The organism is Arthrobacter sp. cf158 (assembly GCF_900106835.1).
Taxonomy (GTDB): domain Bacteria; phylum Actinomycetota; class Actinomycetes; order Actinomycetales; family Micrococcaceae; genus Arthrobacter.
Genome location: NZ_FNNR01000004.1, coordinates 285,816 through 310,258 on the forward strand (window position 1 = coordinate 285,816; position 24,443 = coordinate 310,258).

The 24,443-nt window shown below is 62.2% G+C and carries 21 protein-coding genes and 1 pseudogene; 1 reads left to right on the forward strand and 21 read right to left on the reverse strand.

What is annotated here, in order from left to right:
* Positions 1–49: 49 nt before the first annotated feature.
* The 14 genes from BLW08_RS10165 to BLW08_RS10230 form a co-directional block, all read right to left on the reverse strand.
* Positions 50–322 carry a hypothetical protein gene (locus BLW08_RS10165; RefSeq protein ID WP_139244871.1) on the reverse strand — a complete coding sequence of 91 codons (273 nt, stop codon included), beginning with the start codon at positions 320–322 and terminating at the stop codon, positions 50–52.
* A gap of 8 nt (positions 323–330) precedes the next feature.
* Complete coding sequence (locus tag BLW08_RS10170; protein WP_090823185.1) at positions 331–1,425, reverse strand: C2 family cysteine protease; 1,095 nt, start codon at positions 1,423–1,425, stop codon at positions 331–333.
* On the reverse strand, positions 1,426–1,971 hold the full coding sequence (locus BLW08_RS10175; RefSeq protein WP_254779812.1) for a hypothetical protein: 546 nt from the start codon (positions 1,969–1,971) through the stop codon (positions 1,426–1,428).
* Positions 1,972–2,150: 179 nt separating this feature from the next.
* Positions 2,151–2,570: an ATP-binding protein gene (locus BLW08_RS10180; RefSeq protein ID WP_091324851.1), complete on the reverse strand. Its 420-nt coding sequence runs from the start codon at positions 2,568–2,570 to the stop codon at positions 2,151–2,153.
* Positions 2,563–2,895, reverse strand: a complete 333-nt coding sequence (locus tag BLW08_RS10185; protein WP_091324853.1) for an STAS domain-containing protein — start codon at positions 2,893–2,895, stop codon at positions 2,563–2,565. The genes BLW08_RS10180 and BLW08_RS10185 overlap by 8 nt, the downstream gene beginning before the upstream one ends.
* Positions 2,885–4,861, reverse strand: coding sequence for a glycosyltransferase family 2 protein (locus tag BLW08_RS10190; protein ID WP_091324855.1), 1,977 nt, complete (start codon positions 4,859–4,861; stop codon positions 2,885–2,887). Before BLW08_RS10190 ends, BLW08_RS10185 begins: the two co-directional genes overlap by 11 nt.
* A gap of 21 nt (positions 4,862–4,882) precedes the next feature.
* Complete coding sequence (locus BLW08_RS10195; RefSeq protein WP_091324857.1) at positions 4,883–6,004, reverse strand: PP2C family protein-serine/threonine phosphatase; 1,122 nt, start codon at positions 6,002–6,004, stop codon at positions 4,883–4,885.
* 178 nt (positions 6,005–6,182) lie between these two features.
* The gene (gene bcp, locus BLW08_RS10200) at positions 6,183–6,650 is read right to left on the reverse strand and encodes a thioredoxin-dependent thiol peroxidase (RefSeq protein ID WP_091324859.1); all 468 of its coding nucleotides are present in this window, start codon (positions 6,648–6,650) and stop codon (positions 6,183–6,185) included.
* An 81-nt stretch (positions 6,651–6,731) separates the two neighbouring features.
* Positions 6,732–7,502 carry a winged helix-turn-helix domain-containing protein gene (locus BLW08_RS10205; RefSeq protein WP_091324861.1) on the reverse strand — a complete coding sequence of 257 codons (771 nt, stop codon included), beginning with the start codon at positions 7,500–7,502 and terminating at the stop codon, positions 6,732–6,734.
* A 10-nt stretch (positions 7,503–7,512) separates the two neighbouring features.
* On the reverse strand, positions 7,513–8,862 hold the full coding sequence (gene allB, locus BLW08_RS10210) for an allantoinase AllB (RefSeq protein ID WP_091324862.1): 1,350 nt from the start codon (positions 8,860–8,862) through the stop codon (positions 7,513–7,515).
* Positions 8,855–10,021: a glycerate kinase gene (locus BLW08_RS10215; RefSeq protein WP_091324863.1), complete on the reverse strand. Its 1,167-nt coding sequence runs from the start codon at positions 10,019–10,021 to the stop codon at positions 8,855–8,857. Before BLW08_RS10215 ends, allB begins: the two co-directional genes overlap by 8 nt.
* Before the next feature lie 25 nt (positions 10,022–10,046).
* Positions 10,047–11,822 carry a glyoxylate carboligase gene (gcl, locus tag BLW08_RS10220; RefSeq protein WP_043470691.1) on the reverse strand — a complete coding sequence of 592 codons (1,776 nt, stop codon included), beginning with the start codon at positions 11,820–11,822 and terminating at the stop codon, positions 10,047–10,049.
* A 131-nt stretch (positions 11,823–11,953) separates the two neighbouring features.
* Positions 11,954–12,904: a 2-hydroxy-3-oxopropionate reductase gene (locus tag BLW08_RS10225; protein WP_302846902.1), complete on the reverse strand. Its 951-nt coding sequence runs from the start codon at positions 12,902–12,904 to the stop codon at positions 11,954–11,956.
* Between the two features lie 71 nt (positions 12,905–12,975).
* Entirely contained in the window at positions 12,976–13,779 is an 804-nt protein-coding gene (locus BLW08_RS10230; RefSeq protein WP_024818157.1) for a hydroxypyruvate isomerase family protein, read from the reverse strand.
* A 341-nt stretch (positions 13,780–14,120) separates the two neighbouring features.
* Here BLW08_RS10230 and BLW08_RS10235 point away from each other — a divergent pair.
* Positions 14,121–14,671, forward strand: a pseudogene (locus BLW08_RS10235) (hypothetical protein); the annotation flags it as partial.
* A 128-nt stretch (positions 14,672–14,799) separates the two neighbouring features.
* Here BLW08_RS10235 and BLW08_RS10240 read toward each other — a convergent pair.
* The 7 genes from BLW08_RS10240 to BLW08_RS10275 all read right to left on the reverse strand — a co-directional run bounded on the left by BLW08_RS10240 (position 14,800) and on the right by BLW08_RS10275 (position 24,323).
* Positions 14,800–15,408, reverse strand: a complete 609-nt coding sequence (locus BLW08_RS10240; protein ID WP_091324864.1) for a GIY-YIG nuclease family protein — start codon at positions 15,406–15,408, stop codon at positions 14,800–14,802.
* Between the two features lie 83 nt (positions 15,409–15,491).
* Complete coding sequence (locus BLW08_RS10245; protein ID WP_091324865.1) at positions 15,492–16,229, reverse strand: DUF4238 domain-containing protein; 738 nt, start codon at positions 16,227–16,229, stop codon at positions 15,492–15,494.
* 762 nt (positions 16,230–16,991) lie between these two features.
* On the reverse strand, positions 16,992–17,660 hold the full coding sequence (locus BLW08_RS10250) for a hypothetical protein (protein WP_091324867.1): 669 nt from the start codon (positions 17,658–17,660) through the stop codon (positions 16,992–16,994).
* Between the two features lie 664 nt (positions 17,661–18,324).
* Positions 18,325–20,883: an AAA family ATPase gene (locus BLW08_RS10260; RefSeq protein ID WP_091324869.1), complete on the reverse strand. Its 2,559-nt coding sequence runs from the start codon at positions 20,881–20,883 to the stop codon at positions 18,325–18,327.
* A gap of 76 nt (positions 20,884–20,959) precedes the next feature.
* The gene (locus BLW08_RS10265; protein WP_091324871.1) at positions 20,960–22,162 is read right to left on the reverse strand and encodes an AAA family ATPase; all 1,203 of its coding nucleotides are present in this window, start codon (positions 22,160–22,162) and stop codon (positions 20,960–20,962) included.
* A gap of 8 nt (positions 22,163–22,170) precedes the next feature.
* Positions 22,171–23,265: an HNH endonuclease family protein gene (locus tag BLW08_RS10270; RefSeq protein WP_091324873.1), complete on the reverse strand. Its 1,095-nt coding sequence runs from the start codon at positions 23,263–23,265 to the stop codon at positions 22,171–22,173.
* Positions 23,262–24,323: an adenine-specific methyltransferase EcoRI family protein gene (locus BLW08_RS10275; protein ID WP_091324874.1), complete on the reverse strand. Its 1,062-nt coding sequence runs from the start codon at positions 24,321–24,323 to the stop codon at positions 23,262–23,264. The genes BLW08_RS10270 and BLW08_RS10275 overlap by 4 nt, the downstream gene beginning before the upstream one ends.
* Between the last annotated feature and the right edge of the window lie 120 nt (positions 24,324–24,443).

Sequence of the window (24,443 nt, forward strand, 5' to 3'; positions counted from 1 at the left end):
CTTTGGTGGGTTTTTGGGTGACGCTCTCTCACCCGCCCGGCGCCGACGCTCAATCGGTGACCGGGCCGCCGTCGTACGTCAGTGTGGCGGAGGCAGCCGTACTGCCTAGCGCGGGCTGGATGGAGGTGACCGTCAACAGGCCAGCACCCGGAAGGGTGACCGACTGGCCTTCTCGGAAGGCCTGCTTTCGTTGCTGCTCGGCGGTCCGGATCCAGAACTGGATGGCCGGAGCCCCATCCGCGATGCCGATTTTGACCACCCCCACTTTGACGCCGTCGAAGGTGGGCTGCATGCCTTGCTTGACTGTTACCAGCTGTTCCACGGCCATCCTTACTTCACGTCCACGGAGTATACGGAGTCAAAGTTTTCTTTGTACTCGTCCTCGGTCAGTTCCAGCGTGCCGGACTTGAGGTCGTCGTCGCCTTCCATGTAACCGCCGGAGGGGCCCCACGGGTTGGCCAGGACAATGACTTTCTCGCCGTCGTCGTTGGTTTTCACATCCACCACAACGTACGCGTGGTTGGGCACGACGTCGGTACGGTTGACTTCGTCGGACTCCCAGACCCAGTCGAAGTCGTCGTCCTTGACGTCCTCAGTTCCCACGGAGATGGCCTGTCCGTCCGAGAGTTTGTCCTCGATGTCATCAAAGTTCAACTCGCCGTCCTTGTCAGCGGACTGCCCGGTCATCAGCTCCATGGCTTCGTTGCTGAAACCGCCGTCGATGTCGTCATAGGACCCGCCGCGGTGCTCAGCTGCCGCGCGTTCGTAGATGGAAAGCCAGTTGGGTTCGCCGTCGGCGCCGCGGACTCCGCCGTCAACCGACTTGGCCTCCACAGTGACTTCCACGGGTTCGCCGTCTTCATAAAGCGTGACAACCCAGTGCGTTGGCGGGTCGCCCACGGGACGCATGTGCTCTTCCAGGAATTCGTCGAGCTTGCCCTCGCGCTCCAGCACCTGGGCCACCGAACCGATTCCAGCCAACAGCCAGCAGTCGCCAATCTGTCCTTGATTGATGTCGCTGGGGTCCCCGGCGTCGGGGTCGTTGCGGACATCGCCGGGCACATCGACGTCGGGCTTGTCCGGGTCCAGTGGTCCTGGGTCGCCGGGAGGGTTCGAATCTCCCCGCCCGGAACGATCGGACCGATCGGAGCCCGAGGAACCGGAGCTGGACTTGTCCTGCTCGTCGGCATTGCGGATCAGCTCTTTGGCTTGGTTCTGCAATTCGCTGGAGATCTTCTTCAGCATGGGACGGTGCTGGGAGTCCCACGACGCGCGGAACATCACGGCGTCACGGCCATCCCACGGAGCGTTGTTGATGAGGTTGCCCAGTTCCATGGACAGCGAGGTCATCCGTTCCGAATGCCGCGACATGGTCTTGGCGAGTGCCCGCAATTGGGCAATATCAGCACCGTAGAATCCGGGCATTTATCTGTCCCCCTGAGGAATTTCGTTGGAATCGCATTTCTCGGACTTAACCGGAACAGTGACGCTGAGGTAGGCCGGGGATTTTGATTCGATGGTCACCGTAGCGCCTGCGGCATCAGCGCTGCGGGTGACCACCCATCCGCCGGGCACGGGGTCGGTTCCGTCGAAGGCAGGGAAGCCGTGCTTTTCCAGCACCGGATCGGCTGCACCAAAGACGTCCTCAAAGTTTTTGGATGGCTCCACGATGTCTGCGCTGCTTTTCATGCTCCGTGGGGAGAGTGTGCATCTGCCGTCTTGGGCGCGGCTCAAGCGCGCCGGATCATCCACGGTCCAGGTGATGGCCGGCATCTTGGCTTCCAGGGCGGCAACAAGATCGGTGGTCAGGGCGTTGTACTTGGCGGCGCTTTCGGCCACCGACGCTGGCTCGGAAGTCACGGGCGGCGCCTCACTGGGCACCCGTTTGGGTCCGTCGGGGGTGTCGCTGCAGCCGGCAGCAACAGTCACCACCGCAAGGGCAGCGGCCAACGCCCAAGCGTTACGGTGCATGCGGCGGTTCATTTCGTTTCCCCAATGTTGTTACGTGCTCGACGGCGGATCTCACCGAATGCTGTCACGCTCATTTGCGCTTTGGCCATGGGCAGAACAACCCGTTGCACTTCACGTTCGGGTCACGGCGCGTTTGGTGAGAGAGGGTCGGGTGGATCGGCGCGTTTGGTGAGAGAGGATCAGGTGTCGCGAGTGAGGATCCAGGTGTTGGTGCCATCCTGGCGCTCGAAGGTCACCGTGGTCACCAAGGCCTCAATGAGGGCCAGCCCGCGCCCGGACTCTGCCTCCGAATCCGGCATGGACGCCTGCATGTCATCGGCGAACGGCTCCCGGGCGTGGTGTGCACTGACCCTAGCTACCAACCGGGTGGGCTGGACGCTGATGTCGACGTCGATCTCCACAGGTTTCTCCGCCACAGGCAACGCATGCTGCACGATGTTCGCGGCAGCCTCGATCACGGCCGTAGCGAAGGTCATCCGGTCCATGTCCGGAACGAAGGACGCATCGTCCCACAAAGCGTCCAGTTCATTGTGGATGGCTTCTATGGCTTCTTCATTGGACGGCCCATGGAAGCCCCGGTGGGCGATGACCTCAGTCATCGCCGAATGCAGCTTCTGCGGTGGGGTAAGCGGTGAGAACCCTGTCCATGTTGGTCAGTTCCAGAACCATCCTGACCTGCGGCTGAACGCCGGCGATCCGGAGGTCACCGCCTGCCTGACGCGCGGCTTTGAGGCAACCGATGAGTGCGCCGAGTCCGGAGGAATCCATGAAGTCCGTTTCTGCCAGGTTCACCACAACCCGGCTGGAGCCGGCGGCCACAACTTCGGCCACTACTTCGCGCAGCTTGGGCGCGGCCACCATATTCAGCCGGCCTACGCCCTTCACCTCCGCGTAGGAGTCGTTGACCTCATAGCTAAACTGCATCTGCATTCCTCTCTTCGGGGCGCTCAGGCCCGACACCTTCAGGCACGAAGCCCTTGTACAAAACTGCCTTGACCAGAACGCTCAGGACCACAAGGTCGAACGCAACCCACGCCACGTTCACCAGTGTCCCCAGAGGCTCGGACATTCCGGCAAGAAGCCGAATAAGGCCTACAACCAACGCCACAGCCAGAAGCACAGCCACAATGATCTGGGGCCTGATCAGGCTCCAACTCGGGCCGCCGCTCTGCCGTGCCTTGGGGGTGACCGCGAACCCGAGGGGACGTCCGAACCAAACGTTCCGCGCCGCCGTCGTACAGGCCTTGATCCAGGTGGGGAACAGCGCGAGGCTGTACTGCTGCCCGCGCCAGGTGGGTATCCCGTGCCCGGCTACCAGGAAAAGGAGTTGATTCACCACCATGAACGGGATGAATCGGATGAAGAAGTCGAAGCTGATGCTGTTCACCGGGAGGATGCCGAGCGTCAGGTAGATGATGGGCGCCGCGAAGTACACCACTGCTGCGAAGCCGCTGAGGTAGGTCCACATGGTGGAGAAGTACATGAGCCGCTGGCCCCACGTGAGCCGACGCTGGACCAGCGGATTCTCGCGGAGGAGGACCTGCATGGTGCCTTGGGCCCAGCGGAGGCGTTGGGTCAGCATGGTCTTGACGTCCTCCGGGGCCAGGCCGTTGGCGAGGATTTCGTGGTGGTACACGCTCTTCCACCCCAGGCCGTGCAGGCGCATCGCTGTGGCCATGTCCTCCGTGACGGAGATGGTGGCCAGCGGCATGATCGGCTGCGCTTCGTCCGTGCGTTCCACCGAAATGGCGTCCAGGACTGCGTGGACCGATTCGAGCGCACCCAAGGGGGACCAGTCGCGCCCGGACATACGGTCGACGGCGTCACTCGCCACAGTGGTCACACCGGACTCGCCCACGTGGGCGAGTTCCATGGCCGCGATCTCTTCGAGGTCGGATTGGAGTGCGGAGAAGTCGGCGGCCACGAGGGTGCGCACGGCGTCGTCCACCTTGCGGCGAACCCGGTACGTGATCTCACTCAACGACGCCCCGGCCTCGAGTTCCCTTTGGGCGGACTCCGTTGCGGCCTCCACCTCGTTGAGCATCTGCGCCACCAGCGGGTTCTCTGCCTCGGAGGATCGCCGCGCTTTCTTGATGGCGGTCCGGGAGGCAGCGAGGGCACGCCGGATACTCTTCTCCGTGGCTTTGACGTAGCCCACCAGCCCCAGCTGCATGAGGGCTTCCCGCCGGAGGATCGCATTGGACCCGCAGAAGAACGCCGCGTTCCAGCCGTCCTTGCCTTGCTGAATGGGACCGTAGAACAGGGGTGCCTGGCTGCCCAGGGGATCGTCGGCGGGGACGTTGATGAAGTACTGCGGTGTCTGGACCAGCGCAACTTTGTCGTCGTTGAAGTAGCCCAGCGTTTTGTCCAGAATGTCCGGCTCGGGGATCTGATCGGCGTCGAGAATCAACAGGTACTCGCCCGAAGTGACCATCAGGGCGTTGTTCAGGTTGCCCGCCTTGGCGTGCCGCGGCATGTCAGGTGTCCAGTCCGCGCCACGCGTGACGTAACCAATCCCGTTCGCTTCGGCGAGTTCGCGCATCTCAGGCCGATCGCCGTCGTCGAGTATCCAGGTACTGTGCGGCCAGGTGATGTCCTTGGCGGCCAGAGCCGTGGTCATCACCAGGTCCAGGGGCTCGTTGTACGTGGTGATGAAAACGTCCACGGTGGCGTCGGCCGGGGCAGGGGGCGGCGGTTTCCGGAATTTGATGTTCCACACGGTGAGGCCGAACAACATGACGTCAATCAGGCTGTACGTCTCGGCAAGTACCAACGGAACGGCGATCCACCACGCGTCCCAGTTCAGGGAGGCCATCCAGCGCCACGCCACATAATTGACGCCCAAAATGACCGTGAGAAGAACGATCAGTCGAGTCCAGAAACGTGTCACAAAATCCCCCCTTTTTGTTGTTTACAGTCCTGCGTTTGGTTTTCTGCGAACGACGACGGCGGTCACGTCATCTTCAGCGGTTGATGCCGGCGCCAACTCGAGAAGAGCGGCGCACACAAGGTCCGAAGTAGCCCCGTTGCGTGCAACCTTCTCCACGTTGCGTTGAAACTCTTCCAAGGAGTTATGGGCGTCCAGCACGCCGTCGCTGACGATCACCAGGGAATCGCCCGGCGCCAGTTCCAGCTCCGAAGCAGGCCACTGTTGGTCGTCCAGGATGCCGACAGGCGGGCCTGCGGAAACCAGCCTCCGCGCCGCCCCCTCGGCTGGAACGTGCAGCGCAAGGCCATGGCCGGCGTCGATGTAGCTGAGTTTTCCGGAGGCGCTGTCCAGCCGCGCATGGAACATGGTCACGAAGGAGCCGGACTGGTCCAGGTCCGAGGTAATGGTGGCGCTGGCCGAACCAAAAGCGGCGTCGATCGCCGGGGTGTCCGCAACGGATCGCATGACTGCGCGGACCGTTGCGGCGATGAGTGCGGCGCCCATGCCCTTGCCCATGGCATCGGCGAAAGTAAGGTGCATGCCGTCGCGGGTTTGGTACCAGTCGTAGAAGTCCCCGCCCACGCTGCGGGAAGGACGGAAGGCGCCAGCGACGTCGTAACCGTTGAGGCGGACCGTTTCGCGCGGCAGGAGGCTTTGCTGCACCACTGCGGCGCGGGCGAGTTCATCGCTCTGGCCGGCGTCCTCGGCGGGGGTGGCGGGCGTCCGGGCGGCACGGCGGAACAGGGCGCGGATGCGGGCCTGGAGTTCCTTGGGGCTGAAGGGTTTGTTGATGTAGTCGTCCGCGCCCGTGTCCAGGCCTGTGAGCCTGTCGATCTCATCGGCGCGGGCCGTGAGCATCAGGATGTACGCGTCCGAGAATTCGCGGAGACGACGGCAGACTTCCATGCCATCTATGTCCGGAAGGTTGATGTCCAGCGTCACCAATTCGGCGTTGGTTCTACGGACAGCCTCGACGCCGGAGAGACCGTCAGGGGCTTCGGTCACCACAAAGTCGAGCTGCTCCAGTACGAGGACGAGGAGGCCGCGGATGTCAGCGTCGTCTTCGACGACGACAGCATGGCGAGGGGACGAGGTTGAGACCATGGCTCCATTAACTAATGCTGCTGGGTATTTGTCACGTTTAGTCACGACACATGAAACGCCCGCTCACAAATGTGGGCGGGCGTTACACGTTTTGTGCAGTTATGTGAGAGAGGGATTCGCTCAAGCACGGGTTATGTGAGAGAGGGATTCGCTCAAGCACGCGTGATGTGAGAGAGGGTTAGACGCCCAGTTCTTCCTTCAAAGCCTGGACGTGGCCCTGAGCAGCTACCTGGTACTGGGTGAGCTTCACGGTGCCTTCGCCGTCCAGCACGACGGTGGAGCGGACCAGGCCTTCGTGGATCTCGCCGTCAACCAGCTTCTCGCCCCAGGCGCCGTAGGCCAGGGCAACCTTGTGGTCTTCGTCGGACAGGAGCGGGAAGGTCAGCGCGAATTCACCGGTGAACTTGGCGAGGGCCTCCGGGGCGTCCGGGGAGATTCCGATGACTTCGTAGCCTTTGCCCTGCAGGCTGGCGAGGTTGTCGCGGAAATCGCAAGCCTCGGTGGTGCAACCGGGGGTGGCTGCCTTCGGGTAGAAGTACACAATGACGTTGCGTCCGCGGTAATCGGACAGCGAGACCTTAGTGCCGTCGGCGTCGAGAAGCGCGAAATCAGGTGCTTGCGTTCCGACGAGGAGTTTCTGGGTCATGGCGATCCTTTACGTTTCACCGGCAAACAGCCGGCATTGGTCATTCATAAAACGGATTGTCTAGTAGACAGAACAGCGAACTTAGATGCTGTATTCCGCAGGTCCGCGCACTGTGGCATAGGGCCCTGGCACGAACTGGTAGCCGCCACCACGGACGGTGGCGACGGTGTGTCGGGCGGAGCCTAGCTTCCGCCGCACCCTTCCAACATAAACGTCGATCGAGCGAAATGCCGCGCCCGGGAGGTCAAATGACTCCAGAAAACGTTGCAATTCTTCACGACTGATGGCCCGGGAGCAGTTCACCACGAGGTAGCGGAGCAGCTTGTATTCCATGCCAGTAAAGGCAACCGGCTCACCGTCCAGCAGCACTACTTCAGCGGCGAGGTCTACCGCAAGTTGGCTGCGGCGGCTCGCCAACGTTACGGGCTCGACGGCGGTGCTGCCGCCCTCTTCGCTGCCGTCCTGCCCGGCCGTACGGTTCGACGAACGCGCCTCAGCGAGGGCATCGGCGAGCGTAACCGTGCTTGCCTGCGTCTCGTTGGTACCGGCGTCGGCGGCTTCCTGCGGAGTGCCGCCCCAGGAAGTGTCGCCGACGCCGGAGTGCTCTGCCCCGGTGGCGGGCCAGATACGGACTTCCGCCTCCGGGGCAAGTTTCATGGCGCGGGCCAGCACAAGGCGTGCTGCCCGCTCCCAGACCTCAGGATCGATCTCGTCGCCCTCGGCCGGGTTGACCCAGAGCGCCAGACCGTGTGCTGTCAGGCCGTTCCGTTGATTCGAGCCGGCCCGCCGACCCGCGAGGCCGCGTGCTGCGGGTCCTCGCGACGGCGGTGGCCCGTAGGCATTGACTGCCATGGCGGTTGACCTAAACGTTGCCGCGGCGGAGCAGCTTGCCGCCGGGGTTCTGGCCGTCGATGGGGGTTCCGCGCAGGTAGGTCTTGCGGACGACGCCGGCCAAGGGGCGGCCGTCGTACGGCGTGATCGGGTTCTTGTGCTTGAGCTTGGTGACGTCCACAACGAAGGCTTCGTCCGGGGCGAAGATGGAGAAGTCGGCGTCGTAGCCCAGGGCGAGCTGGCCCTTGTTGTGCAGGCGTGCCAGGGCGGCGGGCTTCTCGGCCATCCACGAGACAACCTGTTCCAGCGGGATGCCGCGGTGGCGGGCTTCGGTCCAGATGAGGGACAGGCCCAGTTGCAGCGAGGAAACGCCGCCCCATGCCACTGCGAAGTCGCCGTTTTCCAGGTCCTTGAGGTCCAGTGTTGAGGGGGAGTGGTCCGAGACGATGCAGTCGATGGTGCCGTCCTGCAGGCCCTTCCAGAGGAGCTCGCGGTTGGAGGCTTCACGGATGGGCGGGCAGCACTTGTAAGCCGTGGCACCGTCGGGGATTTCTTCGGCCATGAGTGTCAGGTAGTGCGGGCACGTCTCAACGGTGAGGTTGACGCCGTCGCGCTTTGCTGAGGCGATCATCGGCAGCGCGTCGGAGGAGGAGAGGTGCAGGATGTGGGCGCGGGCGCCGGTCCAGCGGGCGCGCTCGATGACCTCGGCGATTGCCTTGTTCTCGGCGCCGCGGGGGCGGGAGGCGAGGAAGGTTTCGTAGTGGTCGCCGCCGGGGTGCGGGGCGCGGTCGATCGCGTGGGAGTCCTCGGCGTGCACGATCATGAGGGAGTCGAAGGATTTGAGTTCCTTCATGTCCTCTTCCATCTCATCTGCATCGAGGTGCGGGAATTCGTCCACGCCGGAGTGCAGGAGGAAGCACTTGAAGCCGAACACGCCTTCGTCGTGGAGCGGGCGGAGGTCGCTCTTGTTGCCCGGGATGGCACCGCCCCAGAATCCGACGTCCACGAACGCCTGGTCCTTGGCGACTACGCGCTTCTGCTCCAGGCCGTCCACGGTGGTGGTGGGCGGGATGGAGTTCAGCGGCATGTCGATGATGGTGGTCACGCCACCGGCAGCTGCGGCACGCGTGGCGGAGGCGAAGCCTTCCCACTCGGTGCGGCCGGGCTCGTTGACGTGGACGTGGGTGTCCACCAGGCCGGGGATGAGGGTTTCGTCGTCTGCGAGTTCAATGACCTCGTTGCCCGTGAGGCCGTTGCCCAGGGGTTCGATGGCGACGATGACGCCATCGCGGATGCCAACTTCGCGTGCTGCGAGTCCGGCGGTGGTCAGGATGCGCTGGCCCCGGATAACGAGGTCATAGGCGCCGATTGCTTCAGACATTGAGGTACTCCTTGTTTTCGGTCCGTTCCGCCAGGTACACGCCTATGTGCTTACCTAATTGTTCAAGCAACGGACCTGCTTCAGCGATACATTTTTGAACATCTTTTTCCAGATCGGTCAGTGCATGCACCGTGTGGAAGCCGGCATCCGTGAGTTGTTCCCGGCTTAGGGTACTCCGCCCGCACACTGCGATCACGGGAACCCCGTTCCTCTGCGCCGCGCGGGAGACACCCATGGGGGTCTTGCCGAGCAAGCTTTGCTCGTCCAGGCTGCCTTCTCCGGTGATCACCAGATCGGCGCCCTTGAGCCGCTGCTCGAGTTCAGTGAATTCAAGCACGACGTCGATGCCCGGCCGCCGCTCTGCCTTCAGTGCTGCTATGGCTATGTAGCCGACGCCGCCTGCCGCTCCTGCGCCTTCTGCCTTGGCTGCGAACTTGGCGTGCTGCCCGGTTGTTGCTGCGAGGACGTCCACGAAGTGGCTCAGTGCCGCATCGAGCGAGGTGACGTCGTCCGGCGTCGCGCCCTTCTGCGGACCGAAGATGGCTGGGGCTCCGCTGGCCCCCAAAAGGGGATTGTCGACGTCGGACGCCAACACGAACTCAGTGGCCTCAACGCGGACGTCGAAGTTGGAGAAGTCGATGGTGTCAAGCTCGGCCAAGGCCGCGCCGCCGCCGGGGAGCTCGTTGCCGTTCTTGTCCAGGAACACGGCGCCGAGGCCCTGCAGAACGCCTGCACCGGCATCGGTGTTGGCGCTGCCGCCCACACCCAGGATGATCTTGCGGCAGCCGAGGTCCAGCGCGGCGCGGATGAGTTCGCCCGTGCCGATGCTGGTTGCTGTGTTTGCCGTTTCAGACGTGGGGCCGTCCGGGAGGAGGGCGAGACCGGAAGCTGCCGCCATTTCGATGACAGCTTCCTGGTCCCGCACTGCGAAGTCGGCCTTCACCGGCTCGCCGAGCGGGCCGGTGACGGTGGTGGTCCGGCGGGTGAAGCCGGAGCCGATGGCGGCGTCGATGGTTCCTTCGCCGCCGTCGGCCACCGGAATGCGTGTTGCTTGAATACCGTGGCCGAACCCCGCCAGCAGTCCTGTTGCCAGGTGCTCGCCGACGTCGGGCGCGGACAGCGAGCCCTTGAATTTGTCCGGGGCGATGACAACACGCATTCCGGTGCCTCCTTCCTTTACTTACTTACGCTTTGGTCAGGATCGCGGTGGGTGCGTCCGCCGCGGTTTCTGCCAATTCTTCGAACTCGTTCACGCCGCTGATCTCAACGCCCATGGAGATGTTGGTGATCTTTTCCAGGATCACTTCAACAACCACGGGAACCTTGAACTCGCCCATCAGTGCCTTGGCCTTGTCGAAAGCGGCCGGCAGATCGTTGGGGTCCTCAACGCGGATGGCCTTGACGCCCAAGCCCTCGGCAACCTTGATGTGGTCCACGCCGTAACCGTTTGTCTCCGGGCTGTTGATGTTCTCGAAGGCCAGGGAAACGTTCTGTTCCATGTTGAAGCCGCGCTGGCTCTGACGGATCAGGCCCAGGTAGCTGTTGTTCACCACAACGTGGATGTACGGCAGGTTGAACTGTGCGCCAACGGCCAGTTCCTCGATCATGAACTGGAAGTCGTAGTCACCGGACAGGGCAACAACGGTGGCGTCCGGGGTTCCACGAACCACACCCAGTGCGGCGGGACCGGTCCAACCCAGCGGGCCCGCCTGGCCAGCGTTGATCCACTTCCGGGCACCGAACACGTGCAGCATCTGTGCGCCGGCGATCTGCGAGAGACCAATGGTGGACACGTAGGTGGTGTCGCGGCCGAAGGCCTTGTTCATCTCCTGGTACACGCGCTGCGGCTTGATGGGCACGTTGTCGAAGTTGGTCTTGCGGTGCAGGGAGCCCTTGCGCTCCTGGCACTCGGCAACCCAACCCGAGTAGTCCGGCAGGGTCTTGGCAGCCTGGCGTTCGCGAGCCAATTCCAACAGACCGTCCAGCGCCGCACCGGCGTCGGACGTGATGCCCAAGTCAGGCGAGAAAACGCGACCGATCTGGGTCGGCTCGATGTCGATGTGCACGAACTTGCGGCCAGCCGTGTAGGTGTCCAGGCCGCCGGTGTGGCGGTTGGCCCAACGGTTGCCGATGCCGATCACGAAGTCGCTCTGCAGGAACGTCTCGTTGCCGTAGCGGTGCGAGGTCTGCAGGCCAACCATGCCGGCCATCAGCTGGTGGTCATCCGGGATGGCGCCCCAACCCATCAGCGTGGGGATAACAGGAACGTTGAGGATCTCGGCCAGCTCAACCAGCTGGGCGGAAGCGCCTGCGTTGATGATGCCGCCACCGGCAACGATCAGCGGGTGCTGGGCTGCGGTCAGCAGGTCCAAAGCCTTTTCCAGCTGCTTGCGGGAAGCCTTGGGCTTCTCCACCGGCAGGGGCTCGTAGGCGTCGATGTCGAACTCGATCTCGGCCATCTGAACGTCGATGGGCAGGTCCAGCAGAACCGGGCCCGGGCGACCCGAACGCATCAGCTGGAACGCCTTCTGGAACGCGCCGGGAACCTGGCCCGGCTCCAGGATGGTCATGGCGAACTTGGTCAACGGCTTGGCGATGGACTCGATGTCCACGGCCTGGAAGTCTTCCTTGTGCAGCTTGGCAACGGGTGCCTGGCCGGTGATGCAGAGCATGGGGATGGAATCCGCCCATGCTGCGTACAGGCCGGTGATCATGTCCGTGCCAGCGGGGCCCGACGTGCCGATGCAGATGCCGATGTTGCCATCAGCTGCGCGGCTGTAACCGTCAGCCATGTGGCTGGCGCCTTCAACGTGGCGGGCCAGCGTGTGGCGGATACCGCCGTGGGCACGCATTGCGGAATAGAAGGGGTTGATCGCTGCGCCTGGCAGGCCGAAAGCCTCGGTGGCGCCTTCCTTTTCCAGGATGGCGACTGCCGCATCAACGGTGCGCATCTTAGCCATGGTGTACTCCTTGTTTATTGCCCTTGCGGGCGAAGTCTGTGGTGTTTTTGGGTGTGGTGAGGGAGCCGCCGTCGTTTAAGTACGACGGCGGGTTCCCTGCTTTTGTTGCTAGGTGCCTTTTGCCGGGGTATTTACTTACGGCCGCTGAGCTGGAGGACCTGCTTGAAGAGGCCCGAGTGGTCGAGGCCGCCGTCGCCCTGGTTGACGGTTGCGGCGACGAGCTGGGCGACGACTGCGCCGAGCGGGACAGCGACGTTGGCTTCGCGGGCTGCGGAGGTGACGATGCCGAGGTCCTTGTGGTGGAGGGCCAGGCGGAAGCCGGGGTCGAAGTTGCGGTCCAGCATCTTCTGACCCTTCTGGTCGAGGACCTTGGAGCCGGCCAAGCCGCCGCCGAGGACCTTCAGTGCTGCGTCGGTGTCTACGCCGTAAGCCTCGAGGAAGGCGATGGCCTCGCCGAGGACCTGAATGTTGACGGCTACGATCAGCTGGTTGGCTGCTTTGACGGTCTGGCCGGAGCCGGACGGGCCGACGTGGACGATGGTCTTGCCCACTGCGTTGAGGACATCCTGTGCTGCCTCGAAGTCTGCAGCTTCGCCGCCGACCATGATGGACAGGACGGCGTCGATTGCGCCCTGCTCGCCACCGGATACGGGAGCGTCGAGCGGGCGGATACCGGCTGCGACGGCGTCGTCGGAGAGGCGCTTTGCGACGTCCGGGCGGATGCTGGATGCGTCGATCCAGAGGGTGCCCTTCTTCGCGTTGGCGAAGACGCCGTCCTTGCCGCTGACTACACCCTCAACATCGGGGGAGTCCGGGACCATGGTGATGACGACGTCGGCGTCCTTGACTGCGTCCGCGATGCTGGTGGCACCCTGGCCGCCCTCGGAGACGAGCTTGTCGATCTTGTCCTGGCTGCGGTTGAAACCGGTGACCGTGTGGCCAGCCTTGACGAGGTTGATGGCCATGGGGAGGCCCATGATTCCGAGGCCGATGACTGCAACGTTGCTCATTGTGGTTCTCTTTCTGGGGAAGTCTGTGTGTGTCTGGAGTCCGAGTGTTTTAACCCGGGTGTGCTTACCCAACTAGGTAGCAGTTCGCGTAGTTCTCAGCGCTCAGAACGGCCTGATCTGCTACTCAGTTGGGCGCCCTGTGCTTAGTTGGCGTTGGCGCGCTGGCGGATGGCCCAGCTGAAAGCCGATTCCTGCGGTTCCTTGTACTCGAGGCCGATGTAGCCGTCGTAGCCGAGTTCGCGGCTGCGGGCGATCCATTCGCCGAGGGGGAGCGTGCCGGTTCCGGGAGCTCCGCGGCCGGGGTTGTCGGCGATCTGGATGTGGCCGAAGTCCTTGGCGTGGTTCTCGATGACGGATTCGACGTCGTCGCCGTTGACGGCCAGGTGGTAGAAGTCGGCGAGGAGCTTGATGTTCTGTGCGCCGGATTCTGCCTTGACGCGGGCGATTACCTTGAGTGCGTCTTCGGCGGTGAGGAGCGGGTACTTGGGTGCGCCGCTGACCGGTTCGAGGAGGACGGTGCCGCCGATGCGGGCGACGCCTTCCGCTGCTGCGGCGAGGTTCTTGGCCGCGAGTTCGTCCTGCTCTTCAGGGGTGAACTCGTCCTGGCGGTTGCCGTAGAGGGCGTTGAAGGCCTTGCAGCCCAGGCGCTCACCGATGCCGGCCACGACGTCGATGTTGTCCTTGAACTCGGAGCAACGTCCCTTCCAGGAAACCAGGCCGCGGTCGCCGCCGGGCATGTTGCCTGCGTTGAAGTTCAGGCCCGTGAGCTGAACGCCGGCGTCCTTGATGGCGGTTTCGAATTCGGTTACTTGTGCGTCGCTGGGGACGGAGGTTTCGAAGGGCCACCAGAACTCGACGGCGTCAAAACCGGCTGCCTTCGCGGCGGCGGGGCGCTCGAGCAAGGGCAGCTCCGTCAGGAGGATGGAGCAGTTCACTGTGTACGTCATCGTAGGTCCTTCCGAGGAGGGGCTTTGATCTATCTTCCGGGTTGCTTGGCTGCTGCCTTGGTGTTTGGCTTCATTTTCCGCTTTGTGGAATTTAGATTCTGCTTTATGAAAAGTTTAGGGAAGGTGGGGGTGTGAGTCAAGGGGGTGACGAGACTCATGAATAGTGCTCGCGAAACGGGGTGCGTGCCTCATTTGAGAAACGCTCGCGGAATCACGGGCCGCTGTGGGCACGGCGGTGACGATGAGGGATGCACCTGTCGATGGCAACTCGTAGGGAAATCACGAAGAAGTACGCAGCCGATTATGCGAAGTCGTCGAAGAACGCCAAGGTATTGGTTCGGGACGAACGGTTCGCTCCCAACGCTCAGGCCCTGACCGAGGCTATTCCGGAACCGTTGCGCAAGGACGAAGTGGAGCCCGCCTCGGACATCCTCAAGCAGGTTCTCGAAAAGAGGCCCGTACGGGTCATTGACGAAAATGAAGACAAGCGCCGGTCCTGAACCCTACCGAGACTGCAGCGGCGCAGGAAAGGCAGCTGCTGCAGGAACGGTTCAGCGAATGGGTGTGGGAGGAACCGGAGCGGGTTAACTGCCTCATCGACGAGTAGAACCGTCGCTTCAACTCCATCGTGCTCCGGGACTACAGCACAGAAGGGGAACGGCTGATCCTGCCCGGCATGACCAAAGACTTCTCCCCACGCCCGCACCAGCGTGCCGCTGTGGCGCGGATGCTCTCCGAACCGGCTGTTGGCCTGTTCCACCAGGTCGGTGCGGGAAAGACCGCCGAGATGGTCATGGGCGTCATGGAACTGCGCCGACTGGGCATGGTCAACAAGCCCGCCGTTATCGTCCCGAACCACATGCTCGAACAGTTCGCCCGGGAATGGCTACAGGCCTAATGGTAGGTGCCCTTCGTCTGCACTATCCAAAGGACCGCTTTTGAAGTAGGACGACGGCGCAGTGCCGGCCGCCCCCTTCCTAGAAGTTGCCGAGTTGTAACGATGACGGATGTGGGTACCGGTTAGTGGCCATTTTCTTCGGCCCAGACGCGGGCCTCAATTTTCATTGCTGCACGCTCGGCCATCAGGTGCGGCAGTTTAGTCGGTGAGCTTTGTAGGTTAATCGGCGGATCCCATTGCTTCAGAACTGCTTTTTCCAAATCCGCCAATTTGCATTTTGGATGTCGCGGAAGTTGCCAGTAGGCGAGGCTTAAATGACCCTGCATCCATTCAGTTAGTCGACCGTCGGCTTCATCCTCCAACCCATAGTGGGCGAAGTATCCGGGTTTGAGTTTGTTCCTGGGCACACCTTGTAGGTTCAGTGACTTGCGGAGAAGAGCCGCGAAGGAGCGGCGGACAGTGGATGATCCTGTCTTCACGGTGGCCTCGGGGTCCACGGCAAAGTGCGTGTTGAGGTCGCGGGAGACCAAGCTGTCCTCCGCTTTGCCGACGTATAGCGGCACTTCGGTGCGATGCACTAATCCAAGGAATGTCCAATCTTCCCGCGGCGCGTGGATCGCGTATAGGCCCGGGCGGTCCGGGAGCAACTCCCGGGCGTCCGAGATGGGGTACCGCGCGCCGGATAGGGAACGGATGACCACGTCCAACAAAATTTCATCGTAATCTGCCATCTCCGCACAATACCTAGCCCCTAACGGGGCTGCATATGCTGCGAGATGAGGCAGTCAATAACGACCCATGCTGCTCGGCAGGATCATTCTTGGGATCGTTTAGCGGCGATGATCGCCGCCTTGCTGAAATCGAGCGATCCCCTGACCCCGACAATCCACCGTTTGCTGTTCTGTGCAAGCAGTGGGTTGAGGGGAATGTTGTCTGGGAGATCTTCTCCGATTACGAGGAGCTGTGTGGGGGAGAGCGGGAAGGAGATAGTTGTGATTGGGGCACCGTCGGTTGCCCGCCAGAGCAGGACCGCGCCGTCACCGGTGGCGAGGCTCGTTGCTTCTCGTACCTGCCACGGCCATTGTTCCAGTCCTAAGGCTGTCAGTCTGAGTACATCCTGGAAGGACTGCGATAGGAGCAGCGCGTCTCCGAGGGCAAGCTCCGTGTGTTCGATCCGTCCGTCCGTTCTCAGTGCAACGGCAGGGGCTCGGACCTTGGTCCGATCTGCGTATCGTCCTCGGTCAAGGTGCATGTCCAGGAAGGCGATCACGGCGTTGGCTTCTGCCTCCGACAACGGTTCGTCTTTGCGCAACTTAACGAGGGCTGGGATGCCGGCACTTTCAATAAGTGAGTAGTCTTGCTCGAGGTTTCGAGTGAGGAAATTGGGGTCGTAGACGTAGTTCACGACTGTGGCGCTCAGATAAGAAGACGGATAGCCTCGGCCCTCTTGAAGATCGAGTACGTCGACGACGTTCCTCTTGTCTGCCCAAGCGCTGATGTAGCCCTTCGACACCATGTGTGCGTTTTTCACAACGTTTTCATTTGCGGCCATAACGGCACCCCCTCGGATCTCAAGGTACCCGATCCGACACTTGCCCTAAGGGAAGCACGAGTCAGAAACGACCGATATCTTTAGTCCTCCTGCGTCCGTTCGTCATGTAGCTCGCGCGGGTTTGGGGCTCTGGTTGCTTCGTTGTGGATGGATTTGCGTCTTGTCCGTGCACGAGGCAGCTGACAGGAGCGGCGATGCGGGTATCGAAGGTGTTTGGATCCAGTAAGCAATGCCGTCTCTTTTACGCTGATCGGAGAGAGGCGTGGTGGAACCGGCGGAGCGGTACCTGCGGTATTTGGCAGATACCGAGCGGTCACCGAACACGATCAAGGCCCACGCCCATGATTTGAAGGACTAGTTCGTTTTCCTAGACGAATACGGACGCGACTGGCAGGCGGTGACGCTGGAAGACGTGGGGGCGTTTATCCGGTGGCTGCGGCGTCCGCCGGACATGCGTGGCCGGGCCTTTTCGGTTCTTCCGACGATCAGGCACCATTGCGGCGAGGCAACGGTGAACCGCAAGCCTTCTACCGTGTCGATCTTCTATCAGCATGCCGCCCGCCATGGCTTTGACCCGGGCGAGCTGATCACGTGCTGGGAGCCTGGCGCCCGTTCGGGAGGGTGGAAACCCTTTCTGCACCACATCAGCAAGGGGGGCCGCGAAACAGCGCCGGGTGGTGAAGCTTCCCGTGACGGCAAGGATTCCGCGCCTGCTGGCCCCCGACGAGGTCCAAAGCATTCTGGGTTCGTGCGAGCACCTCTCTAGTATGCGGCTACTTCTCGAATCTGCTCCGCCGTATAGCCAGCCTGTACCGCTTGTGCAAGACTCCTGGCTTCGACCGAGGCGGCCGCTACGGCAGCGTCGAAGTTTTCCAGCAGCACGCTGGCCTCGTCATCCAGTATGTAAAACAGTTCAAGGTTGAGTTCACCGATCGGCAGATACCACGTCCCGCTCTCGGGGCGGCTGGTGTGGATATGCGCGCGGAGGCTCGGTGCGTCAAACCCCATCGCACGCAGCTGGCGTAAATTGGGATCGAGAAGAAGAGGGGGATCATCGCATGTAAGGACCAAGTGTCCGAGGTTTTCCCCGTCACCGAGATGGTCCTTATTCGCCCTTTCCCGCTCTTCCTCACTCATTGTGCGCGCAGCAGCTGGGCCAATGTAAGCCTCATACTTCAACGACGGATCAGTGCTGGATGGTTGTGCAGCGATGAGAGAAACGGGGCGGGGCTCGAGTTTGTAGCCCAGATACTTGCCGACAGTAATTAGCAATGCAGCAGCATCCGCACACCTGTTATCTGTGCCGAACTTATCTCCGACGGCCTCGATGGCTTGCTGGAGTGCCTCAAGAGGGGCTTGAGGAGGAAGCTGTGAGGCAGCAGCCGAACGTTTTTTCGCTCTGTCTTTTCTGAGTCTGGCATTCCTGCCCATGGGAGTCCTCCGTGCTGCAGTGGGGCGGTCGGGTTTGAGCTCAAAGTCGGCGTTGGCGCGCTGTAACAGCCGGAGCCAAATGCTTAAGGGAGAACCATTGAAGCGCTGCCCGGGTGGTACGAGATTGGTCCTCTACCGACTCAACGCCCTTTACGCTACCGCGGAACCGGCCCCATCCCACGTTGCCGGGGCAGATCCACCCGGAATAGGAGTTCAAGAATGTGCGGTTGATCATGCCGGGCTTCGGTTTGATCTTCGCTGGCGCTATTCATTGGGGGTACCGGAGGCGACCTGACAGTCTTCCATTTAGCGACGCGCGACAGTCGGAGTGCAAATGCGCGGCCCAGGCAAGGCGATTGGCAGTGGTTTGTCGTTACCCTTGAGCCGCGAGCAAGGCGCAGCACAGGCTCCTGCGTACCGGAGCCTCATCTGCTTCATGAGGATGCACTTTGGAACATGGGCGCGGACCCAATCTGCTGACATAGATCACGGCGGTCAAGCCAGCGAGATGGGGTGCCGAAGGTTCAGGCGGAAGAACGATACTTTCTTACCCATCGCGTACCCGATCGCCGCTGCTGGAATGTTCATGAACGCAAGCTCGTCCCAGGGGACGGCAAGAGGATAAGTTTGGCGGGTGGCGACGGCGACGCGCGCCCAACACGCGTCAGCTCGATTGGTACTTCTTGACGCTCTTCAGCCATGTATCAAGCACGACAATCTCGGCCGTGAGGGTATCCACCGATGGCGGTGTGTAGTTCAGCTCGGGGTGGGGATCGTGACGGGAAGCCCAACCTGAGATTCTGCTGTAGGAATCATCGTACGTCTTGATGTCGTCAGGAGTAACTCGGCCGATGACTCTAAGTTTCCCGACGCGGACCTCCAGGGCTCGATAGTCCACAAGCGGTTCGGCCAGTACTTGGCTGATAATGCGTTCCCATGTCTGGGACATGTGACCCGCGATTTCCTCGGTGGCGCGCTGGTAGTCCGGATCGGACATGCCTTCTTCGTCGCGACGCAGGGAAGAGACTTCTTGCCTCAGAGTGTCCACGCGTTGCGCGGCGTCCTGCGCCGTCCAGGGATGCTTGAGTGTGGTGAACCCTGGGCCGATCTTGCGCTTGCGTTCGATACCGCGGGTCGCGAAGGGGACGTCCGCTGCTTCTGCGGTCTTGCGAAGGACCATCGTGAAGGCGATGTCATGCGTGAAGACGATGACCTGCCGCTCTCCCGCCAGGTCGACGATTCGGTTGGCGACCGCCTCTCGCCGCATGTGGTCGAGCGAGGACACGGGGTCGTCGAACACCAGCGCCGACTTGCTTGTGTCGAAGTGCACTTCGGTCAGGAATCCGGCGAAGCCGAGCGCTGTCTGCTCGCCTTCGGAGAGGACGTCCCCGAGGCGCGCGCCTGCACGCGCATTCAAGAAGTCGGCCTTGTGGAGCAGGCCCATTCCTTGGCGCGACCTGGTGGCCTTGAAGGTGACACGCTCCAGTTCGAGCCGGTCCGTTTCGCGTGTGAAGCGGTCTCGGGCTTCTTCGGTCACGTACTTCTTCGTCAGCTCGCCAACCTTGTCGGTGATGGCGCGCGTGTTCGTCTCGGAAAACTTGTCGTTGAGCACCGCCAGCTCGAGCAGGCGGGCGCGTTCCGACTCGATCAGGGGCTTACCGTCCCGCATCGCGATCTGGTCGCGCAGCCGGTTCTCTTCGGTCTGGGCCTGAGCGAGACGTCCGGCGAAATCAGCGGCATCGATCGAGCCGGCTTGGTCGCGGAGGCCTTTCGCTTGGGCGGCAAGTGCGGTGACCTCCGCGGCGACGCTTATGCCCGCCGGCTGCTCGTCGGCGATCATGGCTGCCTGACGCGCTCGGAATGCGTCGAACAGCGTCTGGACCCGTGCGGCGAATCCCGGTTCTGACTGCTCTACCGCTGCGATGGCGACTGCGACCGGTTGGCTCTCGACCGGCTGCCGGCCGAGAGAGGCGAGGAACGCTTCGAGCTTCTTCTTGGCCGACTCGGCGTCCTTAGCCGTCGTTTCCGAGACGAACTCGTGAAACCGTTTCAGCCGCTCCCTCCCTCCACCGTCGAGGGACTGCTGGCACAGGACGCAGACTGCTCCGTCGTCTGCGTGCGGGAAGTCGTGCTCCGGGTAGACGACGAGGGAGTAGTTCTCCGCCGCTTGCCACAGCGCTTTCCAGACCGGCGATCCGATGCCGGCGAGCGGCTCGTCTCCGAACGTGGTCATTGACGCTGCGTCCGCCGCTTCTTGGGCCACCTTCGCGCTCTCACGCAGCCCTTTGAGCTTCTCGTGCACCGCGGTGCCGATCGAGCGGTCGAGGCCGGACAGGTGACCGGCGACCAGATTTAGCGCATCGGCCGTGCGAATCAGCTTCTGCTTCTCCTGCCCAGGATCAGCAGTTCGAAGCCGAGCTACTTCCTCGACCTGATCGCTCAGCTTCTGATCGACGTTGTAAGGGCAAGAGGTGGCCGCGGCGATCTCTGCGCCCGTCGTCTTGGCCGTGAGAGCCCGAAGGAACGTCGCTGCCGAGCCTGGATCGGTGACGACGGGGTAAGCACCGGGCGCGCCCTTCTCGGTCTTCCACCCGTCGATGACACGTCGCACGCCGGCGGTCACTGTCGAGAGGTCGTCAAGAAGCTGCACCGCCGAAGGCCGGTAGGAGATCTCGGCTTCCGAGTTGAGGTACGTGTCTCCGCAGTGCTCGTCATAGAGGGCGACGCGCCCGAGAGCAGGATCGGCGGTGGACCCGAGGGACGAGGCGTACTCGGTTTCCGCGACGAGGAACGTCACCTCGCCAGACTGCTCTCCCGGGGACTCAGCGAAGACGTCTGGGAGGATGTCTGCCCGGTGGCGGGCACGCACCATAGACTGCAGGATGCGCGCGTACCCGGACTTCCCACTGCCGTTGTTGCCGTACACGACGGTCAGGCCTTCAGGCGCGAACGTGAGCTCCTGGTTCTCCGCGAGTCGGTTGACATTAGACACGCCTTTGACGCAGAGGATCCGCACCGGATCGTCGTTGGTGCTCTGCGGGGCGGTGACCGATGCGAGCCAGCCCCCTTCCGGAGCAGCGGGCGGCTCCTTGAACAGGCTCTTGGCGATCTCCTCGTACGCGGCCTCGCCGATCGTTTCACCGCTCGCGATGCGCGCCAGGGCCCGTTGCTGCCACCAAGGTCGGGTAGCGATCCAGTCGAGTACGTCTTCGTAAGCGGTCACTCTGTCTCGTTCTGTCGGAGGGCGTTGCCGGGGAAAGCTCTGCGGACGCTGCTGGTTGTGCTGATATGACTGGTACTTACGGTTTCGCCGAGGCATTCTCGGCCAGCTTTAGGGCGCTGGTGGCTTCCCTGACCAGTCCGGGCAGTTCTTCGGTCTTGACCTCTCCGGCGTGCTTCGCGGCATCACGATGCGAGAACCGCGACAGCACGTTCTTCACGAGCACCGCGTCTCCCAGTTGTACGCGAGCGGTCAGCCGGATGCCCTCGTCCGAATTCGCGTAGAACGGAGCGAGCGCCCTGAGCGAGAGAGCCACATCCTCTGCAGTGTCCGCCTCACGGAAATGCCGGCCGGCCTCACGCAGGAGCAACCCGCCGAACGCGCCGATGACGACCGCGATCGAGGCGCGGAGGATTCCACCGCCGACGGAGATGTCGAAGTTCTTGATGATGGCTTCGTTGACGATGTAGAAGCCGACGGCCCCGGCGAAGAGGAACGCCGCCCAAGCACCGAAGCGGATCAAGCGGGCGGCGCTGCGTTCCCGCTTGGCCCGGACGTACCAGTCGGCGGCACTGAGGTCGCCGGCCGCGTGCTCCGCAAGCGCTTCGCCGGCCCTGGTCGTCGCCGCGAGCGTCGCGATGCTCGCTAGGGCTTGCGTGTCGTGGTCCAGGTCGGCGGCCTCGCGGTCCTTGCCCCACGCGTCGAGCGCTTCCTTCCAGGCATCGCGCATCTCGGTTTCGGCGGACTGGCTGACGGCGGCGATGGCCTCTCGTTCGGTCTGGATCGCCGTGCGCAGTGCCTGGACGTCTGTCGTGACCTTATCGAGCTCGGCCAGCCGCAGCTCCAGAGCCTTCTCCGTCTGCGAGAGGCGCTGCTCCAGTTCGCCGAGCCGTTCGTTCCGAGCGCTCACTTCCTGGTCGAGGAGCTCGACGTAGGAGGTCTTCAAGTCGCGCGGAGCAGGCAACGGCAGCGCCCGAAGCGCTTGTTCCAGCTGCCTGAACGCATGGTTGTCGTGTTGGCGGTATGCGATGAACTGCTGGAATCCCGCAGTGTCGACCGGGAGCTGGTTGAGCGCCGCGCTGAGGGTGTCCAAGGTGCTGAGATAGAGCGCGGGCTGGCGGGCTGCGCGCGTTTTAAGCGCCTCGTCGAGCCACTCGACGATGTCCTCGCGCCACTGCTCGGATTCTGCGTTATCGAACCGAGCCGCGTTGAGCGACTCCCTCTTGAGTCGCAAGGATTCCCAGACCGCGTGCTTGCTGTAACGCTCGTAGCCAGTCGTCATCGCGCTTCCTAAACGTCCCACTTTTTGCGGTTGCACGGCGCGCAGAGCATGACGCAGTTCTCGGCGATCGTTTTGCCGCCCTTGCTCCAGGGCGTCTTGTGGTCGGCCTGCATTTCGGCGAGCTCGAAATGCTGCTTGCAGCTGGGGCAGATCCCTTCCTGCTGCTCGTACGCCTCGCGCTTCTGGTTGTCCGTGAAGGCGCGAATGCTCAGGTGCTTCTCTTCGCCGCTGAGGACGTAGAGATAGATGCCGGGCTTCTTGGTGACGTCGTCGTCGATCATGAGGGTCTTGATCTGTGCCTCGAGCTGTGTGGGGTCAAGGCTCGCGTCCTTGTAGACGTTGTACAGAGGCCCCCACTGGACAGAGCGCATCTCCTTGCGCCACTTGGGGAAGGTCGCCTTGACCCAGGCCATGACGTTCTGGAAGTACAGCCATAGCGCATTGGCGTTGGGGTCGTGCTGGTGGTCGCGCATGTAGCCGTCGGTATCGCCGCCGTTGATCCACTCGATCGCGGTCTCGAGGTAGTCCTGCCGGATAGGAGCCCCGCTCATGTAGTCGGACCCGATCGCATAGGCCGGGCAGCCGTTCTTGCTGAAGTACTTCTTCGCGGCGGTCACCCACGAGCCGTGGTAGACCGCGTTGCGCAGCTCCTGGTCGGTCAGCTTCTCACCGGCGATGTTGATCGTCTTGAACCAGTCGAGCTTCTCAGAGTCGGTGCCTTCGCAGAGGTAGATCATGAGCTCGTAATCGAGGATCTGGGCCTGCTGGTCGGGCTGCAGGTTGTGGAAGGCCAGCTGATGACCGTCGATCTGGATCGAGAAGTCGCCTTCGGCGTACTGACAGATCGAGATGGTACGCTGCTGGCCGTCGATGATTTCGTAGGTGCCGTCGTCCTGGACAGCCCAGTACATGACGTTCAGGGGGAATTCCTTACGGAGCGTCTCGATGACGGCATCGCGCTGCTTGTCCTTGTAGACAAACTCGCGTTGGTAGGGCGGACGCACGTCGAGTTTTCCGGCGTAGGCACGGACGCCCAGCTCGTCGTTGTCTTCGTAATCTTTGACGAGGTCGCGGACTTTAAGGCGCTTGAGATCGATTTTCATGCTGACCCGTCCTTACGTCGGATGAGCACTCTCATATATGGAACGACTGGGCGACCATTGCTGTCGTAGTAGCACAAGTCAGGATGGCCCTCACTGATCTGGCCCGTCTGCCCGGAAGCGTAGTAGGCGTCGACGAATTCCTTCGACATGCCCTGAGTCTTGGTGTACCTACTTAATTCCACGATCTTGAACTGTTCCGGGCTGTACTTCCCAAGGAACGTGATCGGTACGCCCATCACTCCGTCATAATCCATGGGGATATCAACGGTCTTCGCAACCTCGATCGCATCGAAGTTGTCGTAGGTCGGATAGTCGGCGGAGCTGTAGCTCTTGAACAGCGTCAGCTCTTCGTGTCGCTTCGCGTGATCGAGGTTGGTGAACCATGCGGAGTTGCCGATGGTCTGGTAGCGGCGGCCCTCCTCATCGGTTCGCTGTCCCGACTTCACTGGAGCGTCATCGTTGACGCGAAACCACATCTGGCCTGTGCCGGTCCTTGTGACACCAAGCCACATCTTGTCCTCTTGGATAAGCGGCCAGATTTCTTTGTAGGTCACAGCGTTCATGTTCCCGATAATGAGGAATTGCTTGTCGTACTTCATCAACTGAGCCACGTACTCGCGGAACAGAGAGAACGGAGGGTTGGTCACGACGATATCGGCCTGCTTCAGCAGGGCGATGCTTTCTGCTGATCGGAAGTCCCCATCACCGTCGAAGTACTTCACCTCTATTTCGTCGCGCCCGGGGATGCGGTCGCCGTCCTTATCGCCGGTGTACTCGAGGTAGATGGCCCGTTCGTTGTCACCTATGGAGAACAGGTCGACATCCTGGCTCTTGAAGCACGCAGCTATCAGCTTCTTCAGGCCGAGCTTCTCGAAGTTGTAGCTGAAGTAGTGGAAGAACTCCGACTCACGGGGGTCATCGCAGTTGAGGTAGACGACCTTGTCCTTGAAGTGCGCCTTATAATGCCGCAGCTCCTTCTCGATGTCCGACAGCTGGGTGTAGAACTCGTCCAGCTTGGCCGACTTGGCGTCTCCAAGTGACTGCTGCTTCGATGCCATGCCGGTAGTGCCCCATTCATCCAATTGTGTCGCACCACCAACGGCGGGCGCACTGTACGTCGTTATCGTACCTAGGGCAACGACATTTGATGGGATGATGACCACCAGGGACCGGAAGCC

Bases quoted from the DNA above. Each gene is read 5' to 3' on its own strand.
- BLW08_RS10275 (WP_091324874.1), bottom strand. From the start codon at position 24,323: ATGGCATCGAAGCAGCAGTCACTTGGAGACGCCAAGTCGGCCAAGCTG.
- BLW08_RS10180 (WP_091324851.1), bottom strand. From the start codon at position 2,570: ATGACTGAGGTCATCGCCCACCGGGGCTTCCATGGGCCGTCCAATGAA.
- BLW08_RS10175 (WP_254779812.1), bottom strand. From the start codon at position 1,971: ATGCACCGTAACGCTTGGGCGTTGGCCGCTGCCCTTGCGGTGGTGACT.
- BLW08_RS10240 (WP_091324864.1), bottom strand. From the start codon at position 15,408: ATGGCAGATTACGATGAAATTTTGTTGGACGTGGTCATCCGTTCCCTA.
- BLW08_RS10205 (WP_091324861.1), bottom strand. From the start codon at position 7,502: ATGGCAGTCAATGCCTACGGGCCACCGCCGTCGCGAGGACCCGCAGCA.
- gcl (WP_043470691.1), bottom strand. From the start codon at position 11,822: ATGGCTAAGATGCGCACCGTTGATGCGGCAGTCGCCATCCTGGAAAAG.
- BLW08_RS10195 (WP_091324857.1), bottom strand. From the start codon at position 6,004: ATGGTCTCAACCTCGTCCCCTCGCCATGCTGTCGTCGTCGAAGACGAC.
- BLW08_RS10185 (WP_091324853.1), bottom strand. From the start codon at position 2,895: ATGCAGTTTAGCTATGAGGTCAACGACTCCTACGCGGAGGTGAAGGGC.
- BLW08_RS10265 (WP_091324871.1), bottom strand. From the start codon at position 22,162: ATGACGACTGGCTACGAGCGTTACAGCAAGCACGCGGTCTGGGAATCC.
- BLW08_RS10270 (WP_091324873.1), bottom strand. From the start codon at position 23,265: ATGAAAATCGATCTCAAGCGCCTTAAAGTCCGCGACCTCGTCAAAGAT.
- BLW08_RS10230 (WP_024818157.1), bottom strand. From the start codon at position 13,779: ATGACGTACACAGTGAACTGCTCCATCCTCCTGACGGAGCTGCCCTTG.
- bcp (WP_091324859.1), bottom strand. From the start codon at position 6,650: ATGACCCAGAAACTCCTCGTCGGAACGCAAGCACCTGATTTCGCGCTT.
- BLW08_RS10250 (WP_091324867.1), bottom strand. From the start codon at position 17,660: ATGGGCAGGAATGCCAGACTCAGAAAAGACAGAGCGAAAAAACGTTCG.
- BLW08_RS10245 (WP_091324865.1), bottom strand. From the start codon at position 16,229: ATGGCCGCAAATGAAAACGTTGTGAAAAACGCACACATGGTGTCGAAG.
- BLW08_RS10170 (WP_090823185.1), bottom strand. From the start codon at position 1,425: ATGCCCGGATTCTACGGTGCTGATATTGCCCAATTGCGGGCACTCGCC.
- allB (WP_091324862.1), bottom strand. From the start codon at position 8,862: ATGTCTGAAGCAATCGGCGCCTATGACCTCGTTATCCGGGGCCAGCGC.
- BLW08_RS10215 (WP_091324863.1), bottom strand. From the start codon at position 10,021: ATGCGTGTTGTCATCGCCCCGGACAAATTCAAGGGCTCGCTGTCCGCG.